16 protein-coding genes are annotated in these 17,727 nt (G+C 52.1%); 9 read left to right on the forward strand and 7 right to left on the reverse strand.

What is annotated here, in order from left to right:
• Positions 1-8: 8 nt before the first annotated feature.
• The 3 genes from V8P86_RS08460 to V8P86_RS08470 are packed head-to-tail and all read right to left on the reverse strand — an operon-like array spanning position 9 to position 3,238.
• A complete protein-coding gene (locus V8P86_RS08460; protein WP_336326817.1) occupies positions 9-1,136 on the reverse strand; it encodes a glycosyltransferase family 4 protein in 1,128 nt (375 codons plus the stop codon).
• Complete coding sequence (locus tag V8P86_RS08465; protein WP_336326818.1) at positions 1,133-2,308, reverse strand: glycosyltransferase family 4 protein; 1,176 nt, start codon at positions 2,306-2,308, stop codon at positions 1,133-1,135. The genes V8P86_RS08460 and V8P86_RS08465 overlap by 4 nt, the downstream gene beginning before the upstream one ends.
• A gap of 6 nt (positions 2,309-2,314) precedes the next feature.
• Positions 2,315-3,238: an alkaline phosphatase family protein gene (locus V8P86_RS08470; RefSeq protein ID WP_336326819.1), complete on the reverse strand. Its 924-nt coding sequence runs from the start codon at positions 3,236-3,238 to the stop codon at positions 2,315-2,317.
• Positions 3,239-3,439: 201 nt separating this feature from the next.
• Here V8P86_RS08470 and V8P86_RS08475 point away from each other — a divergent pair, with 201 nt between their 5' ends.
• Positions 3,440-4,417 (forward strand): GDP-mannose 4,6-dehydratase, encoded by a 978-nt coding sequence (locus tag V8P86_RS08475; RefSeq protein WP_336326820.1) that lies wholly within the window; start codon positions 3,440-3,442, stop codon positions 4,415-4,417.
• Positions 4,414-5,721 (forward strand): nucleotide sugar dehydrogenase, encoded by a 1,308-nt coding sequence (locus tag V8P86_RS08480; RefSeq protein ID WP_336326821.1) that lies wholly within the window; start codon positions 4,414-4,416, stop codon positions 5,719-5,721. Before V8P86_RS08475 ends, V8P86_RS08480 begins: the two co-directional genes overlap by 4 nt.
• 836 nt (positions 5,722-6,557) lie before the next feature.
• On the opposite strand, the gene V8P86_RS08485 is transcribed toward V8P86_RS08480, so the two are convergent.
• Entirely contained in the window at positions 6,558-8,123 is a 1,566-nt protein-coding gene (locus V8P86_RS08485; RefSeq protein WP_336326822.1) for a sugar transferase, read from the reverse strand.
• 322 nt (positions 8,124-8,445) lie between these two features.
• On the opposite strand from V8P86_RS08485, the gene V8P86_RS08490 reads away from it, so the two are divergent.
• Positions 8,446-10,251, forward strand: a complete 1,806-nt coding sequence (locus V8P86_RS08490) for a PKD domain-containing protein (protein WP_336326823.1) — start codon at positions 8,446-8,448, stop codon at positions 10,249-10,251.
• An 18-nt stretch (positions 10,252-10,269) separates the two neighbouring features.
• Here the strand turns inward: V8P86_RS08490 and V8P86_RS08495 are convergent, their stop codons facing one another.
• Entirely contained in the window at positions 10,270-11,484 is a 1,215-nt protein-coding gene (locus V8P86_RS08495; protein ID WP_336326824.1) for a hypothetical protein, read from the reverse strand.
• Between the two features lie 169 nt (positions 11,485-11,653).
• Here V8P86_RS08495 and V8P86_RS08500 point away from each other — a divergent pair, with 169 nt between their 5' ends.
• From V8P86_RS08500 to V8P86_RS08510, 3 genes are all read left to right on the forward strand, one after another.
• Positions 11,654-12,574: an NAD-dependent epimerase/dehydratase family protein gene (locus tag V8P86_RS08500; protein ID WP_336326825.1), complete on the forward strand. Its 921-nt coding sequence runs from the start codon at positions 11,654-11,656 to the stop codon at positions 12,572-12,574.
• 106 nt (positions 12,575-12,680) lie between these two features.
• Positions 12,681-13,019 (forward strand): toxin-antitoxin system TumE family protein, encoded by a 339-nt coding sequence (locus V8P86_RS08505; RefSeq protein WP_336326826.1) that lies wholly within the window; start codon positions 12,681-12,683, stop codon positions 13,017-13,019.
• 24 nt (positions 13,020-13,043) lie between these two features.
• Positions 13,044-13,493: an HVO_A0114 family putative DNA-binding protein gene (locus tag V8P86_RS08510; protein WP_336326827.1), complete on the forward strand. Its 450-nt coding sequence runs from the start codon at positions 13,044-13,046 to the stop codon at positions 13,491-13,493.
• A gap of 24 nt (positions 13,494-13,517) precedes the next feature.
• On the opposite strand, the gene V8P86_RS08515 is transcribed toward V8P86_RS08510, so the two are convergent.
• Together V8P86_RS08515 and V8P86_RS08520 are read right to left on the reverse strand one after the other, a co-directional pair.
• Positions 13,518-14,012: a metal-dependent hydrolase gene (locus V8P86_RS08515; RefSeq protein ID WP_336326828.1), complete on the reverse strand. Its 495-nt coding sequence runs from the start codon at positions 14,010-14,012 to the stop codon at positions 13,518-13,520.
• A complete protein-coding gene (locus V8P86_RS08520; protein WP_336326829.1) occupies positions 14,005-14,535 on the reverse strand; it encodes an OB-like fold-containing membrane protein in 531 nt (176 codons plus the stop codon). The genes V8P86_RS08515 and V8P86_RS08520 overlap by 8 nt, the downstream gene beginning before the upstream one ends.
• Positions 14,536-14,643: 108 nt before the next feature.
• Here V8P86_RS08520 and V8P86_RS08525 point away from each other — a divergent pair, with 108 nt between their 5' ends.
• From V8P86_RS08525 to V8P86_RS08535, 3 genes are read left to right on the forward strand one after another with little or no spacing between them, the layout of a single operon-like run.
• The gene (locus tag V8P86_RS08525; RefSeq protein ID WP_336326830.1) at positions 14,644-16,104 is read left to right on the forward strand and encodes a DUF4330 family protein; all 1,461 of its coding nucleotides are present in this window, start codon (positions 14,644-14,646) and stop codon (positions 16,102-16,104) included.
• Entirely contained in the window at positions 16,104-16,832 is a 729-nt protein-coding gene (locus V8P86_RS08530; protein ID WP_336326831.1) for a hypothetical protein, read from the forward strand. The genes V8P86_RS08525 and V8P86_RS08530 overlap by 1 nt, the downstream gene beginning before the upstream one ends.
• A gap of 54 nt (positions 16,833-16,886) precedes the next feature.
• The gene (locus tag V8P86_RS08535; RefSeq protein WP_336326832.1) at positions 16,887-17,723 is read left to right on the forward strand and encodes an undecaprenyl-diphosphate phosphatase; all 837 of its coding nucleotides are present in this window, start codon (positions 16,887-16,889) and stop codon (positions 17,721-17,723) included.
• The last annotated feature ends 4 nt before the right edge of the window (positions 17,724-17,727 follow it).

Here is a 17,727-nt window from a genome sequence, read left to right on the forward strand (position 1 = left end):
GGGACGTTTTATTTCCTGTGTTCGATAATTTCTTGTAGCCGTTGTATTACATATTTATCACTGTACTGGGCAACATGGTCGTATCCTCTATCAGCTAAGAACTGTCGTTCTGACGTATTCTCTAAAAGGTAAGTAATTCTATCACAAAAATTGTCAAGATTATTCTCTTCAACAATATATTTTTGGTGGTCCTCTGGACTGATTTCTCGGATACCACCAACATTCGTACTAACGAATGGGCACTTTGCTGCCATTGATTCAAGAAGTACCCTTGGGAAGCCTTCAGACCGAGATGGGAGGATATATATGTCGGATGCTTTATAATATTTGATTGCTTCATTATTTGGAACTTTACCTTTGAGTATGACTGAGTCGCAGAGGTTAGAATCATTAAGTCTACGCTTTAATTTCTTATAGTACGGTCCATCACCAACCACAACCAATTTTATGTCTTTATTTTTTGTTTCCAAGTGGTCAGCAATCTCAGGAATCCTGTCCGCACCCTTATGCTTTGCAACTCGATGCAGGTACAGTACAACCTGCTGATCGCTTGGGAGGCCCAGTTCGTTTCTAATCTTTTCGGGACTACCTAACTGATCAAACCGGTCACGGTCAACCCAGTTTGGCAGCTCTTCTATTTGTTCTAATCTGATGTTGTAGGTATCGGAATAATAGTGACGCATAGTATCCGTCCCAGTAACTAACACATCCGTAAGATACAACGACAAGCGGAATCCAATGTATGACTTGAGCTGGGAAGCAATACCTGCCAATGATTTAGGAGAATCTCTAGCCTCTTCCATTTCTCCACAATTCCAGTACAACGATAGCGTATTTGGGAGGAATGATACAAATCCGCCAATAATTCCCCAATAGTATGAATAGTGTACGTATATATTATTATATCCGCGAATTCTTAATGAAAGCAGGACCAATAATGTCTCTATCAATCTGAAAACCGATGAGCTGGTTTTTTGGATATATGTATTCATTCCCTCTATTTCGGACCCCCTTTCGACGACAACTTTTAAATCAAATTCAGTGTTTAATTCCTGCAACAATTCATACTCATAGTATAGGTGCTCTCCTGTATTCGGATCGTACTCCGGCAATACATACACTAGTTTTTCAGTCATTTATTTATGTCACACCTTTCATTTGAGGCATATCCAACAGTAAGCCACGCGGATACAAGTTCTTCAGCTAATGTCTCCGGATTATATTGATTAGATACAAATTTTTTAGCTTGTTTTCCCATATTGATGATTTTATTTTTATCATTATAGAGCTTACTTAATGATTCAGCAATGGCCTGTGGGGAATCTTCATCTAATAGAATACCTGTTTCTCCATCATTTATGATTTCTAAAGCACCTCTAGTCCGTGTTGCGACGACTGGTGTAGCATAATAAAATGATTCGATAATCACCCTGCCAAATGTCTCACGCTTAGATGGTAGTACTGTGATCGTTGCAGATCGGTAGTATTGACCAATCTGATCGTAATCTACAACGCCTGTAAATGTTATCATGTCTTCAATACCCAATTCTTGTGAGTGACTTTCTAGCTGCTGCCGCTCTGGTCCATCTCCAACAATGACTAATTCAATATTGGGAATAGTATCTTGTAACATAGCAACTGTTTCGATTAAATTATGTACATTCTTTAATTCAACCAAACGTCCTATAAATAGTATTGTCATATTGTCTGTCTGATCATCTATATTAATATCATTATTGTCAATTAGTTCAGAAACGGGGGTGTAATTCAAATGTATCTTATCTTTTTCCAATCCTAATTTGTCTACACAGTAGCTTCTACCAGTAGTATTCGTTACCCGAATAGCATCGGCAAGCGGGAGAATCTTTTTACCAACTTTTCTCTTTATCCTATTTTTATATTGCTCTTTTAGCCATTTAGGATCATCTAAATTGGAAGGTCGAAGCTCGGCAAAATAAGGAATATCATATAACTCCCCTAATAATAATCCGACTAAACCATCATCAAATGGAGTTTGAGAAACAATCAAATCAATTCTATTATTATTACATATTTTGTTGCCAGTCCGGAATGCATCTTTTGGAAACAGTAGCCGATGACGAGACCGGGTTGGATATACTACAAGATTCTCATTCAATTCATAACGACGGTCAAGATCTCTATTTTTTGATAAAACAACCGAATGAATTGTACTCCCGTCTTTGAACCTGGATAAGGTATCAGCATACAATAGATGTCGTTCACGCGTATCTCCTGGTCCCTCTGATTCTAATACAGAGTCATCTAAGCTTATCAGAAGTACATTCATATGATGTTACTCAATGTATCCTAATTTTTTGAGTCGTTCCTGCACAGAGGACGACGTTCCTGACTGTTCCGCAGGGGAATGGTCTAATTTAATATTCTTACGGGTATCGTATTCTAACTCATACCAAGGCACATCAACTAACGCTGAAATCCGTGGACCGCCGTGGCCGTAAATTCGCCACGGAAGAGACTTTGATGGATCCCCAAATGACTCCCCATGATCTGATGTCACAATCGTTTTTCCAACAAGCTCCTCTGATAATTTCTCCACGGCTGGGAACACTTTTCTCAGGTTGTCCCGATAAGCATTTCGCAACTTGGTTTCTCGCAGCTCCCCCTTAGCAAAAAGACGCCATGGATTCCGTGCCTTTTTACGAATCCCACTGTCACTTTTTTCAAACTCTCTCTCAATCTGTGTTGCTCCGACAAAGGGGTGATGTGGTTGAAGAAAGTGAATGATGAGACGCTTGTTTGGGTAGTCGCTGTTGGCCTGGAGTGCTGAATTTAAAACAGTCTCTGGTAAAATAGCACCCGCTTTTTTATCTTTTTCAGTGGCATCAACGTATTCTGTTTTATAAAATGGATCATCCAGTACAGTTGTAACAAACGGATTCACGGTAACATATACGATATCATTATATTCATCGGGAAAATTTCGTTCGAGAAATTTGACCGTTCGAGTCCCTTTGGATTTGACTTTTGATAACGTACCACTACAGGAAAGTTCGGGCTCCAAGTCACGGAAAGTGTCGAACCGACAAGCATCAAGTATTATACAATTATCCCAGTCTTCTGAAAGAAGATCAACGCCTTCGTTCTGTTCAATAGGGGAATATATAGCCTCGGCCAATTTTTTTAACCCACGATACCGTATCCATTCGACTGGAGAATCACTTGATAGTAACCTCTGTAGAGCGTCTGTCGTAGTCATTTTAATTTATACTCCTCTACCCATTATAAGAATGTTTCGCACATAACCCCACGTAGAAATATTGCCTTTGTCTGTCATTCAGTAATCTATTTAGCCAAATTTCTCTTTTGATTTCATATTTATACCTACATTTACCCTCCCAAAGCGGTGGGGAGCCTGAGAACGAAAGATATTCATACAAAACGAATAGTTAGAAACTGTATGGCCATTCTCGTAACAGGTGGTAGTGGATTTATCGGTTCCCATATGGTTGAACATCTGATAGATGTTCAAGACGAGAATATTCTTATCCTAGATAATTTCTCCACAGGCTCCAAAAATAATATTTCCCATCTCGATTCTGACCAAATAGATATTATTACTGGAGATATTCGTAACTCAGATCTTTTTTCTTCCTTAGACAGCAATATTTCCGCAATTTACCATTTCGCAGCAGCGGTCGGAGTAAAAAAAGTATTAGAGGACCCCCTTTATTCGTTTCAAACTAATCTTCATGGTACGGAGAATATTATTAGGGCTGCTGTCGAAGCAGAGGTACCCATATTTTTAGCCTCGACATCAGAGATATACGGAAAGAACGAGAAAGTCCCACTCAGTGAAAATGATGACCGTCTGATTGGTCCAATTAGCGTGCCAAGGTGGGGGTATGCTACTTCTAAAGCAACGGATGAATTTTTGTCACTCTTGCACTATGAGCAGAGTGGACTTCCTGTGAGAATCGGTCGATTTTTTAATATAGTGGGCCCGCGCCAAACTGGGCAGTATGGCATGGTAATTCCACGATTCGTTGAACAAGCGCTCAATGGAGAGCCAATTACAGTTTATGGAGACGGTACACAAACAAGAAGTTTCACGCACGTCAAAGATGCCGTCAAGATAACTTATGACTTAATGAAGTCTCCTGAAGCTTGTGGGGAAGCAGTCAATATTGGAACCTCAAATCCGACGACGATCAACCAGCTTGCAAACCGGGTTATTGAACTCACAGACTCGGACTCAGATATCGAATATATTCCTTTTGAGGAGGTTTATAATGATGACTTTGAGGAACCTTCGGAGCGGGAGCCAGATTTGTCAAAGTTACAAAACTTGATCGGGTGGAAGCCTACCACCGATCTTGATAGAATACTAAAAGATGTAATCGACACCAGGATTGGGAATGATGCTGTGACTATATGACCGTGTCTACCAACAATTCTCTTCACCAACAAATTGATGATCGGAATACAAAAGTCGGCGTAATTGGATTGGGATATGTAGGTCTGCCTTTAGCAATAGCGCTGACAGAGGCGGGATTCCAAGTTGCGGGATTCGATATTGATGAATCTCGTGTCGCCAGGCTTCAAAAAGGTAGTAGCTATGTGGATGACGTCAGCGATGCGGAAATTGAAAACGCGATCCAGCAAGGTTTTAATCCGGGAAGTACCCCCAGAACAATTGCTGGATGTAGAGCATACATTTTAGCGGTACCTACTGGCCTTGAGGGTGATGAACCTGACATGTCCGCCGTTGAATCGGCGGCGAAGATCGTGGCTGAATATTCCGGTAAAGAAGAAATATTAGTAGTCGTTAGCAGCACTGTTTATCCGGGTGCTACCCGTGAGGTTGTTATTCCTACGGTAATGGGTGAGCGCGAAACGACGACTCATTTCGCCATGGTTCCAGAAAGGATTAACCCAGGTGGGGAGTATTCGATAGAAGAAATACCACTTGTTGTCGGTGCCAACACTGACTCCGCACGTGAGGCAGCGCAGCTACTATTTGACCCAATTGTCTTAGAGACGTACCCAGTCCGTTCTACGACAACAGCGGAGTTAGCAAAAACTCTTGAGAACACATATCGGATGGTTAATATTGCACTTGTTAATGAACTTATAACGCTCTCAGAGGGAATTGATGGGCAAGTGTGGGATGCGATTAATGCAGCAGCAACTAAACCGTTCGGATTCCAGGCATTTCGGCCAGGCCCAGGTGTGGGAGGTCACTGTATCCCAGTTGATCCGCAGTTTTTGACATGGCGTGCTAAGCAAATTGGAGCAGAAGTCTCCTTTATCGAGGATGCTCATCAAATAAACGAACAGATGCCGAGTTTTGTGCTTAACCGATTTGAATTACTTCTTCAGGCAAGAGGGATTAATTTGGCCGACGCTTCGCTTGTCGCACTTGGTGCCGCATACAAGCCAAACGTTGGTGATCTGCGGAATTCACCAGCGCTTCGTGTTATAAATCAATTCCCGGACACCGCAGAAGTTACGATCGTGGAACCTCATACTGCCGAGGCAAGCACAGGGCACACGTGGGTTCAGTCAGAAAAAGAGGCAGGTATCAAAGACGCAGATGCCACGATACTACTTGTTGATCATGATGACTTTGATTTGAATTTTATTGGGAATGCATCAGATTTCATATTTGACTCACGGAATGTTATGCCAGACGAAATCAATGCTGACGTAGTAACATTGGGGGAGTTCAACATTGATTAGGGGCGTCAATCTCTCCCCTATCACAGCCAGAGCAAAAATTCAGATTCTAGTAAATCAATCATGTGTATCATATTGCCTATTTACAACGTGTCTTGAACGGCGTGTTTAAGAGTGCTTCAGACCGGTTTCCGGTATAATTCTCGTCGTAGTTTGAACGCCATAATTACTGTGTCAGCTTATTCATAGAGCCGCTCTAATGAGGCGTCTCTAAACACAATCACACCCCGTACCTCAGAACAGTAAAATTCGGAAAGGGGTCTGTAGAAAACCCGTTGACGAAGCAGTCAAAACCATTCTCGAAACTGTGCTTGATTTAACCAATAAATCTCTACTTAGCGGTTGATATCGAATATCTCTACAGCTTCGATGACGGATTCGACAGTATGTTACTCGTCTCAGGACACTATTTGAGCAGTAATCCGCTGTCGGTTCCTTCGTCTACTCTGGAGCGCCTCACTAAGAGAGTCCTGCCATAATCGTTCTTTGTGATCGACAAGCTGTTCCGAAACCGCTTCTTGGACTGTGCCTGCATGTATTATACCTGCCTGGCGTTGAAAAATTACCACATTATTGTGTTGATACACTCGACATCGAACCGAGGTAATTCAGTATACTGTCCACTCACCATACTCCGCGTCCTGTTCGCTTTACGTTAGCCGCGGGAGTCGTTTGCGGCGAGCAGCGGCACAATCTGCGGAGTTACAAACCGGACATGTGGACTGGAGCAATGGTTTCGTCAGTACAGAACGCGAGACCCAGTCCGGTGCTGCCTGGGCCCACATATCTGTCCCAAGCGTGGACCTGATTATGAGCCAGGCAAGCGACTAGTTTGAGGTTCAGTCTTGAGCCCGTTGTTTCTCTGTGTCCGATTCTGTCTCCGCTGACTCTATTGATTTTTCGCCTTGCTCCGGCGATGGTTCAGTGGGCGAGGTCGATGTTTTTGACTCGGTTTTTTCAGCATCTACTACTGGTTCGCTGCGAAAAGCCACCTTCATTGCATCCACCCCAACCAGCCACAACTGCCTGATTACGATCTTCAGATCAAACCAAAAAGACTGCTGGCGAATATACAAGAGATCATACCGGAGCTTTTCTTCCGGTTCAGCCCCCGTCGCCTCGTTAATCTGCGCCAGTCCGGTCAACCCCGGCCGGACGAACCAGCGTCGCCGCCAGTTCCCGACACCCTGCTCAATATTAGTGTCGAGTTGCGGACGCTCGGGTCGTGGTCCGACCACGCTCATATCTCCGACGATGATCGACCAGAGTTGTGGGATTTCGTCGAGATGAGTCTTCCGAAGGATTCGACCGACTCGCGTTACCCGTGGATCAACACCGCCTTTGTCTTCCTCACTCAGCTTCGCACCACTCTCTGATTCTGCATCAGGGATCATACTCCGGAACTTCGAGACAGTGAAGGTATCGCCAAACGCCGCCGTCCGCTCATGACTGTACAAGATAGGTCCACCATCATCCAATTTGATTGCCAGACAGATGAGCAAGATCACCGGCGACAGCACGAGCAACGCCGTCCCTGCGAATGCGATATCAAAGAGCCGTTTTGCCACGTGCGTCTGCCAGTCCCACGGTTCGAGGTCCACAGATAGGAGAGACTCCCCAGTAAAGTCGTCAGTCAACACGTGATCCGCGTGGTCCTGATGCACCAGCGCGTTCACGCCATGCTCGTAACATACCTCTAACGTCCCGAAAAATTCCTCGCGATCCGTCGCGGCAAACCCCAACAACACAGTATCTACGTCCTGCTCGACGATCACCTCCTCCAATCGTGCTAACCCACCCAAACACGGCAACTCATCCAACCGAGTAACCGACAACCCCCCATCGGTCACACTCACTTGCTCCGGCTCAACACCATCAGGCGCGTACGCGGAGGGCGGCGAGACATAGCCCAACACCGGCAACGCAGATGCCGACAGTAGCGATTCCATCGCGTCGGGATCATCGCCAACAATAATCGCCCGCGAGGTCGATTGTTCGGGTCGGCGAATCATAACCATGTACAGGGGCAACCACACGAACAGCACCGCCGTCGTCAGCATGAGCGTCGTCCGCGGCAAGCGATAGGTGTAGTTGAAATACCCCAGCGCGGCCAGTCCGACCATCGCTAACAGCACTCGCTTTTGAGTCACCAACAGTGTGTCCAGAATCCGCCGCGGTCGGGGCTTGAACAGCGGCCACATACTCGCCAGCACCACGACGAGCGCGGTCGCCGCTGCAAGCGTTACGTCACCGTTCGTCAGTACCTCCGGGGCCGGACGCCCGAGATACGGCACCTGCGCGAACGTCTCGTGAACTGGCTGGAGATTCGTGAGGAAAATCGCGATGAGAGTGAGGGCCGCAGTTCCGAGGATACTCGTTAGCCGATACTGCCACCCCCGATCCATTACCAGAACCAATTGTCAGCAGCGATATAAAGTCTGCGAAGAGTTCGGATCTGGACCGCTCACCGCTGTCATTGGCTGTTTTGTTGTATCCACGATCACAATATTCGCCCGGAGCGTCACTCTACCGTAATCTAGTTCGTCGACGACGGCTGACAAACTTCCGGTGATCTGAAACCGTGATCAGAACAGATGAAACGTCTGAACTGGCAAAATTTGGTCACAACGGTCGTCTCGAGAAACACCGGCTTTGGAGACTCGCTGCCCATTCGGCGAGCGCAGATACGAGCGTTTTTATACGAACAGGAAAGCACTTTCGGCTGACATGATTGATCGGATCGTCGGCGCGTTCCTCGCCACTTGTCTCTTCGTCAGCCTCTGCGGTCTGATTACACCGGTCGCCGGGGCCCCGATGCAGGATGGACAACTCGAAGACGACGCTGAGAGTGTTGTTCCTGCCGTCGAGGAGCGAAACCGCTCCGCGGACCGTCCGTTCGCCGAGGCAGGGCTCGACCGGACCGTGTCCGTCGGGGAGACAGTCTACCTCGATGCGTACGGTTCCCGCGCCGCAGCGGGAACGCTCACCGCCTACGAGTGGCGTATCGAGCGCCCGGATGGGACGACTACTACGCCGGCCTGTTCTACCTGCGAACTCACGCAATTCCGCCCGACGGAACCCGGCCAGTACAACGTCACCGTCACCGTTGAGGACGAGGCCGGCCGAATCGCTTCGGATACGCTGTACGTGACCGTTCTCGATCAGCCGGCTCCGAACGCGACCCTCTCTGGACCAGACGAGATAAACCTGAACGACACTGCTCGAATCGACCTGAATGCGTCTGCATCGGCCGGCGAACTCGCTGCCGTCGAGTGGTACGTCGACGGAGACTATCGCGAGGGGCAATTTCTGGAGACGGACTCTTTCGAGGATACACTCGAGTTCTCGCCTGACACTGTGGGCAAACACACCATCTCGGCGGTGGTTCGAAACGACAACGGGACTGCCCGGCGAGTGAGGCACGAACTCGTTGCCAGAGAGATCGCTTCCTTCGAGGTCGAGATCACCGACGCGGCTGAGACCGTCGAAGCGGGACAGTACTGGGCGCCGGAATTCGAGGTGACGAACACTGACTCCATCACCGACACACAGGAGATCTCACTGAGCATCTCCGGCGGCCCATCGACCGTTGACTCGGAGACGATCACGCTCGATCCCGGTGAAACACAGACTTTCGATGACTCGATCTGGGGGCCGCCAATGCTCGCCTGGTTCACCTCCGAGTCGGACGATGGCCCGTTCACCGCAACTGTCGCGTCCGAGACCAGTAATGACACTACTACTGCCGAGGTGCTTCAGCCAGCCTACTTCGATATCGAAATTATCGACACAGAGGTCTTTACCATCAGAACTCCCAGCGGCGAGTCAGAATCACTCTCGATCGACCTTCGTGTGACAAACACTGGCGAGCAAACAAAGAGAGGAAACCCCCTGTACACATTCGATCCCGACGAAACTCTGGCGTGGGAGCACACTGCGGCAGGATATATTACCCTCGATCCGGGTGAATCTAGAACCATCGACTTCAGTTCTGGCCTGTACGAACCATCGGACGACACACTGTATACCCGCACTGAAGACGACCGCGAAACGCAGCGAATCGGCGGCAGTGGTGGTGGCGGCAATGGTGGTGATTCGTCCAGCAGCAGTAGCGGATGCGATGCCCCGGATAACTGCATCGTCTACGAAGTCTCGGTCGAAAACACCGACATGCTTTCCGGCGAATACCGCAACTTCGGGCGGGTGACTATCGCTAAAAGCCCAGAAGAAGCGTACTCGCAAACCGAGTGGATCACGATGTCCGATGAAGACCATCCGTATGCCGCCTCACCAGATCACATGACTGGCTCGTCTCCGGGTTCTACCGTCGGGGCGGAGGACAAGGGCGATGTCAAGACAAGTGGGAATTTTGTCTCAGGTTACGAGGCGGACTCGGGCACGCTTGGCGAAGCATGGATCAATATCGGCGACAATATCGGCGGTTCTGGTGTCGTGAAGCTACAGATCACCCGCGGCGGAGACGGTGATGGCGGTGGCGGGGGTGGTGGAGGTGGTGAAAAACCAGGCGGTTAATGTGAGAAAATCACTCAGCTAGCTCGGGAGATCATCTAACGGGAAATCTTCTGGAATCGCCACAATTTCTTCACTCTCATGGTTGTACACCCACGCTTCATCTTTCGTTATACGACTATCTTCCCACTTAGATAATTCTAATTCTACGTACCTGATATAGCCTGTTTCTGGCTCAGTGTATACTCGAATTGGCCCCCGGTTGTCAAATGGCATTGCTCCTGCCAAGATCTGGTACTCATAAAGTGGATCCCCATCCTTGGGGTCCGTAACCTCACCAAGATATATTCTCTTCTCAACACCACCGATCCCATGTCTTATGACGTACGTACTCGTTGTTTCGTTCGACTCGAAGTGACCTACATACTCTACCCACTCGCCCTGTCCAAAAGTGGTGTATGACTTGTTATTCCGAGCCAAATAGAGATTCTTATATCGCTCTTGGGCCGCCGGGTCATCCCAACTTGAAAATGCATTTCCTTCGGAGTCAATTGCTTGATATCCATCCTCAAGAACACTCCCGTCTTCATACGCTACTGTCCAATTTGACTCATAAGAGTATGCCCCCTCGAATTCGTGGCCGACTTCGATTTCTCGCTGAACCGTCTCGTTGGGCCCAGGCGTCACGGACAGTGTCTCTGGAGGTGCTCGCTCAGATTCGACACTCAGTTCGTAGGTGTGGCCGGGCGGTAGCTCCTCGAAAGTAAATTCGCTCCCGTTCTCGAAATCGTGGAGTTCGACGAACCGCCCCGACGAACGATTGTACAACCCAACGGCACCCTTCTCTGCCGGCCCGAGATCGCTCACGTTCACTGACCCACTGATCGTCGCGTACTGCGGGCCGGGTTGTTTAGTGTCGTTCGCTGCACCGCCGTTGGAGTCATCCTCGCTACCCGAATCTTCGGTTCCGTTCTCGTCGGAACCGTCATCGACTGGCCGAGGATCCTGATCCGGCGCAGGGTCGGTACCATTCACTTCTCCGTCGTCGGTGCCATCGTCGAGTACGCCACCGCCGACGACGAGAAATACGGCCGCACCAACCACCACGAGACCGACCACGATGAGTGCGTACAGGCCGACACCGCCGCGGTCGTCTTTCTGCACTCGTCCAGCGTCGCTCACTGGATAGCAACGCCGGGACACACTGCCGAAGAAACCGAACAGGGCCGCGATGTACTGCACAGCCAATACACCAACCGAAGTAGTACAATCAGCAAGCAGAGAGTTCTTCGTCATTAAGTCAAACGAGTATCATTATAGCTGACGTATAAGTGTTCCTAACCTACTGTTTCGCATCACCTCGTTCAGTTGTATCGATCTGGGCGTTCTAGACAGCGCCGTGTTACTTCCCTCGAACCGATTTCATGTGAGAAGTCTTTTGATCTCGATACTCGACTACTCACGTATGGAAAACGAGCGCGTCCTCGTGACTGGCGGCGCAGGATTCATTGGCTCGAACCTCGCGAACACGCTCGCTGCCGACAACGACGTGATCGTCGTCGACGATCAGTATCTTGGCACACCGGAGAACCTCGACGACGCTGTCGAGTTCCACGATCGATCCGTCGTCGAAGAGAACCTCCCCACTGACGTTGATACTGTCTTCCACCTCGCAGCACTCTCCTCGTACGCGATGCACGAGGAAAACCCACAGCGCGGTGCGCGCATCAATGTCGAGGGCTTCGCCAACGTCGTCGAGCAGGCCCGACAGGATGGCTGTGAGACCGTCGTCTACGCCTCGACCTCTTCGATCTACGGCAGCCAGACGACCCCCTCACCGGAGGATATGGACGTCCACGTCAACACGGGCTACGAGGCCTCGAAGATGGCCCGCGAAAAGTACGCCGAGTACTTCTCGAATCACTACGACATGTCGATGGCCGGTCTACGCTTTTTCTCGGTCTATCAGGGCTACGGCGGCGCAGAGGAGCACAAAGGCGAATACGCAAACGTCATCGCCCAGTTCGCCGACGATATCGCCAACGGCGAGGCTCCGGTCCTGTACGGCGACGGCGAGCAGACGCGGGATTTCACCCACGTCAGCGATATCGTCCGTGGCACAGTGCTGGCGGCTGAACACGAACTCGACGGCGTCTACAACCTCGGCACCGGCGACCGCTACTCGTTCAATACGGTCGTCGAGATGCTCAACGACGAACTCGGGACGGACATCGATCCGGAGTACGTCGAGAACCCCATCCCCGAAGATGTCTACGTCCACGACACCTGCGCCGACGCCTCGAAGATGCGCGAGGCCACGGGCTGGGAACCCGAGATTAGCTTCGAGGAAGGAATCGAGCGAGTCTGCTCAGTCTATCAGGAATAGTATAAGTTGAGGATTTGCTCGTGTTCTCAGAACGTTGAGCGGCTGTTTCTTCGCAATTAGTTCACCGATAGACATATCTCATTGGCCTGCGTACCAATAGCTGTGGATGGGTTCGCTGAGTGATGACGATCTTGACAGCATACAAGAAGCGAGAAAGTACTCAGACGGGACTGTCGTCCGGGTGTTCTGCATGCGGACGGACAGCGATGCGTACCCGTCTGGGTGGGCGTACAAACTCCACTACGGCGCGACGGAGCCAGATCCTCCTCGAACGCTGGACGATGGGACGATCCGGAGGTACGACAACTCCCACGAAGATACAAAAGGACATGAACTACACGTCGCACCTGATCCCGTACCTGAAATCATCGAATTCCCCGGAATGGTGGAACTCTGGACTCGATTTTGGACCGAGATCCCAAAGACCGCCTTCGAGGTCGAGTGAAGCGACGACACCACGGTGATACACATGAATGATACCACGCCGCCGCTACATCCGATGGAGCGCGAACAACTCCGGACCGAATCAACCCTCGTCGTGACAGTACTGTCATCCAGCGAATTTCACGACGACGTTACCGACAACATCGAGACACTCGAAGGAGGTGCTGCGACCGAGTCTCCGCCGAGACTCTCGTTTACGAGCTACGACGATCTCATGGACACGCTGACGCCACGGGTCTTGGATCTCATCGAGGCGATCCGCAAAGAAGAACCGTCGAGTATCAACGAAACTGCCCGGGTTGTCGGCCGTGACGTAAAGAACGTCCACGAGGAACTCAGTCAGCTCGCACAGTTGGGTATCATCTTCTTCGAGGAGGATGGGCAGAGTAAGCGTCCGGTGGTCTGGTTCGACGAACTCGTAATCAATCTCCCGTTCGACCCACAAACAGACGAGTCGGCAGCGACAGCGCCGTAAACGCGACAGAATCGTCCGTAAAACTCAGTCCGAAATAACTCTCCGATCCAGAAGAAACACGACCAGCCCGAACACGACGGCGATGCCGAGCACCCACCGATCTGAGGAGACGTACAAGCCCGGCGTCGGCGGCCGCCACCACGACAGCGGATACAGGGGTGTGCTTCCCGCCCCGTCGGCCCACCCTTTGACGCCGTCGACGAGGAGGTGTGAGATTCCCCCGGCAAACAGCAGTCCGAATCCGCGAACTCGTTCCTCTCGGGAGGCAAACAGCACGGCCCCCGCCGTTGCGAGCAGCACGACGCCGCCCAGGGTCGATAATCCGCCCCAGTCGAACGGTACGCCGAGCATCTGTGACACCGTGTAATCATCGATGAGCAGATCCAGCCGGTTCAAATCGGGAAATAGCGAGCCGACGGCTCCCACTGCTACCCACTTGCGGTCGAGCCAGTCGACAGCCCACCCCACAATCGTGAATAATCCGAAGGCGAACAGGACGTGCGAGAGCAACTCAGCCATCGTGATCCCCCTCCGTACTGGTAGCCTCCCGCTCAGTCTTGGGCAAGTCACGTGAGACGAACCGCAACGCCCGCCAGTCAATTCTCCAGTATCGCAGGAATAACCCCGCTGCGAGCAGCCCGCCGAGCAGTGATGTCGCGAGTTTGTACTGGCTGTCGCCGGGCGTTTCGTTGACGACGACGACAGACTCGGCCCGTTGTCTCGTTCCCTGTTCGGAGAGGCGTCCGTAGACCTGCACCACGCCACCGACTTCTACAGCAGTGTCTGTCCCCTGAACAGTCACCGTCCGAACGACGGTTTCGCTGTCGTCTTCGACAATCATCACGAACCCGTCAGTAGTCTGTTCCTCCACCTCGCCGAACAACAGGACGCGCTCGCCGTCCCAGCCGTCAGGGTCTTCCCCCAACTGATCCCCGGTCGGATGCGGCCAGTTCTGGTCGTACGACGCACCGAAGTGAATGCACAGTCCCAGCGTGAGGAATGCAAAGATTCCGATGAAAACGATCCGGTAGCGTCTCTCCATTCGTTTGTCTGCTCAATTCCGAGCGACTAATCGATTATGCTTGCCCGTTCGCAAGTTAACAATTCGTTATAACAGGATTTTTGAAAACACCCAGACAACTGTGGAGCAATGAGTGGATTAGGCGAAGACGAAGAGATGACGCTCCTCGACGACGAGGGCCGGCTGTTCGGACTGGTCAATATCGTCGATCTGCTAGTCATCCTGCTCGTTCTCGCGGTTATTGTCGCAGGTGCGGCATTGCTGCTCTCGGGATCATCGGACGATACTGAGACTACAATGGAGACGCGTCACGTAACGATGGATCTCGGAACACAGCCAGATTTCATCGCTGAACAGATCACTGCTGGAGACACGTTCGAACCACGGGGAAGCGATGAGCCGGCGACGATCACCGACGTCTATCGATACGACAACGGCGGAGGGACGAATGTCATCGTCCGTGCCACCATACGCGGGACCGTTTCTGCCTCGGAAAGTACGTCTGCTGACTCGTTCCAACTCGGTAATACTGAACTCCGTGTCGGACAGAGTGTTCCGCTCCAGACTGCGGAGTACAGCGTCAAGGGCAAACTCACACAGATCCAGCGCTCGGGCGAGGAACTGCCGACCCAGCAGACCGAGTTCACGATGGAGGCGACCGTCCCCGCCGGTACTGCCGACGAAGTGAGCATCGGCGACCAGTACCAGATCGCTGGAGAAACAGTCGCAGAGATCACCGCGCTCCAGCAGTTCCCGAATATGAACCGCAGTGCAAGGACGCTCCTCGTCGGCGTCTCAGCACAGACGATCGACCGTGGCGGGGTTCAGTTCAGCGGCTCATCGCTTCAGGTCGGAGAGACCGTTCTGTTCCGCAACAACAGTTACCAGCTGACCGGTAACGTCGCCAATCGCGAAACGAGTACGATCGAAACCACGGAACGGCCGTTCCTGCTCGAAACGACCGTGCCAACGAACATCGTGGGCGATATCGATACTGGTGATCAGTACCGACTCGGCGGTGAGACGCTGGTCCGTATCGAATCGACGACGATCTATGCGACGGACGAACCCGACCAGCGACGGGTGCTTCTCGGTGTCTCCGCAGTAACGCGGGACCGAGACGGAACAGTCCTGTTCGGCAATCAAGAACTGCGCCTCGGGCAATCGATCCCGATCCAAACAGCCGAATACGATCTCTCCGGAGAGATTATCCGCCGCGGCACGCTCGAACAGGCCGGTGAACCGGAGGCGATCACTGCAACGCTCACACTCAGAGACGTCCGCCCAGAGCTGTCATCTGCGATTACGGTTGGACAGACCGAACAGATCGGCGACGAAACCACCCTCGAAATCGTCTCGAAAACGACAGAGCCGACCGAAGTCCTCGTCGAAACCCAGGACGGAAACCTCTACCTCCGTGATCACCCACGGAATCTCGATGTCGAACTCGACACGGAACTGCGGGTTCAACGGCTCGACGATGGCTCAATCCAGTTCCGCGGCGAACCGCTCCACACCGGCGATACGATCCCGATCGAACTCGGACAACTCCGGGTCACTGTCGAAGTCTCCGAACTTGACACGAGATAATGCGTAACATCCTCCGCGGCTCGACTGCCGTCAGCCTCGTCCGCCAGTCACAGACTGCGAGACTGTACGCTCGTCTCCGGGAGGTGGTGTCTCGCCGTCTGGAGAGTCCGGACTCTGCTGACTCCACAGAACCGGAAGCAGCCGCATCTGCCCGTGCCGCCGAAACGACTCGTGAGGGAGGGACGGCTGGAGACTCTTCTTCGCTGGTTGCTGGCTCGGTTCTGTTCGCCTTCGTCGGGCTCCTCGGAACGTGGATCGAAGCGTCGTGGCTCTACCGCTGGCTGACTGCGGAGCCAGATCCGGACGTGATCGTGATCGATCTCCGAGAAACGTGGACTGTCGGGCCAGTTCTGGCAGTGATCGACTGGTTCGTTACCCGGTTGGCGACAATCGGCGAGCACGCTTCGTCCGTCAGGCTAGCAGGCCAGGGCTCCCGTCTTCTCGCTGACCGGCCAGTCCAAGTGGCAAGCGCACTCCTCGGAGGTCTCGCCCTCGTGCTGGGCGGGCGAATCGCACTCAGCCCAACCACGTCAGCTCAGCTCGTCGTCTTCACTGCCCTGCTTGCAATCTGCGCCCTCGTCGGGAGTCGAAACAGCCAGTCGTGGGCGGAACTCCGACAGACACGGCTCGTCAGACTGCTCGTTGCAGCCTTCGAGCCGCCCGAACCGCCGGACAGGCAGAGTAAATCCGAGGATGCCAACAGTGAGTCGGCTGACGACGAGCCCTGAATAGCACCGCTGAAGTGCAACTCGTTTAAGTAACCTCGAATCAGACGGATAGCTGTGACTGAGACGGACCTCGTCGTCGCGGTGCTGGCCGGTATCGTCCAGGGCATCGTCGAGTGGTTGCCCGTATCGAGTCAGGGGAATCTCTCGCTGTTTCTCTCCATCGCTGGCACTGATCCCGCCGTTGCGCTGCAATTAGCACTGTTTCTGCAACTCGGGACGACCGTCTCCGCCGCGACGTACTACCGCGAGGACATCGCGCTCGCCACCCGATCGCTGCCCGGCTGGCGACCACAGCGGGCCTACGCCGAGGAGAATGCACTCGTCTCCTACATCGTCGTCGCCTGTCTGTTGACTGGAATCGTCGGGATTCCACTCTATATCTTCGCCGTTGACTTGGCCGGCCAACTTACCGGCGGCGTGTTCATCGCGGCTATCGGCGTTCTGTTGATCCTCACCGGCGTCGTCCAGATTGCCTCGGAATCGGTCTCGATGGGCGGGCGAGAGACGCCGACGCTGCTCGATTCGGTTCTCGTCGGCGCGGTGCAGGGACTGGCGATTCTCCCCGGTATCTCCCGCTCGGGGATGACTTCCAGTGCGCTACTCTTCCGGAGCTACGACCCGCCGGCGGCCTTTCGGCTGTCTTTCCTACTTTCGATTCCTGCGAGTATCGGTGCCGCGGCGCTGACCGTCACCAGTTCGGGCGGCCTGCCAGGTATCAGCCCGACGGCCGCACTCGTTGCACTCTCTGTCAGCGCCGTCGTCGGCTACCTGACTATCGATCTGCTCATGCGAGTCGTCGAGCGGATTCCCTTCTGGTTCGTCTGTTTCGGTCTCGGTGGACTCGCCGTCGTCGGCGGCGGCCTCGTCTCAGTTTTCGTTCAGCCAGCGTGACTCC

The organism is Halovenus anhuiensis (genome assembly GCF_037080055.1).
Lineage (GTDB): Archaea > Halobacteriota > Halobacteria > Halobacteriales > Haloarculaceae > Halovenus.

Coding starts and splice junctions, on each gene's coding strand:
- V8P86_RS08505 (WP_336326826.1), top strand. CDS start 12,681: ATGGGTTCGCTGAGTGATGACGATCTTGACAGCATACAAGAAGCGAGA.
- V8P86_RS08480 (WP_336326821.1), top strand. CDS start 4,414: ATGACCGTGTCTACCAACAATTCTCTTCACCAACAAATTGATGATCGG.
- V8P86_RS08515 (WP_336326828.1), bottom strand. CDS start 14,012: ATGGCTGAGTTGCTCTCGCACGTCCTGTTCGCCTTCGGATTATTCACG.
- V8P86_RS08495 (WP_336326824.1), bottom strand. CDS start 11,484: ATGACGAAGAACTCTCTGCTTGCTGATTGTACTACTTCGGTTGGTGTA.
- V8P86_RS08525 (WP_336326830.1), top strand. CDS start 14,644: ATGAGTGGATTAGGCGAAGACGAAGAGATGACGCTCCTCGACGACGAG.
- V8P86_RS08465 (WP_336326818.1), bottom strand. CDS start 2,308: ATGAATGTACTTCTGATAAGCTTAGATGACTCTGTATTAGAATCAGAG.
- V8P86_RS08530 (WP_336326831.1), top strand. CDS start 16,104: ATGCGTAACATCCTCCGCGGCTCGACTGCCGTCAGCCTCGTCCGCCAG.
- V8P86_RS08475 (WP_336326820.1), top strand. CDS start 3,440: ATGGCCATTCTCGTAACAGGTGGTAGTGGATTTATCGGTTCCCATATG.
- V8P86_RS08500 (WP_336326825.1), top strand. CDS start 11,654: ATGGAAAACGAGCGCGTCCTCGTGACTGGCGGCGCAGGATTCATTGGC.
- V8P86_RS08510 (WP_336326827.1), top strand. CDS start 13,044: ATGAATGATACCACGCCGCCGCTACATCCGATGGAGCGCGAACAACTC.
- V8P86_RS08460 (WP_336326817.1), bottom strand. CDS start 1,136: ATGACTGAAAAACTAGTGTATGTATTGCCGGAGTACGATCCGAATACA.
- V8P86_RS08470 (WP_336326819.1), bottom strand. CDS start 3,238: ATGACTACGACAGACGCTCTACAGAGGTTACTATCAAGTGATTCTCCA.
- V8P86_RS08485 (WP_336326822.1), bottom strand. CDS start 8,123: ATGGATCGGGGGTGGCAGTATCGGCTAACGAGTATCCTCGGAACTGCG.
- V8P86_RS08520 (WP_336326829.1), bottom strand. CDS start 14,535: ATGGAGAGACGCTACCGGATCGTTTTCATCGGAATCTTTGCATTCCTC.
- V8P86_RS08490 (WP_336326823.1), top strand. CDS start 8,446: ATGATTGATCGGATCGTCGGCGCGTTCCTCGCCACTTGTCTCTTCGTC.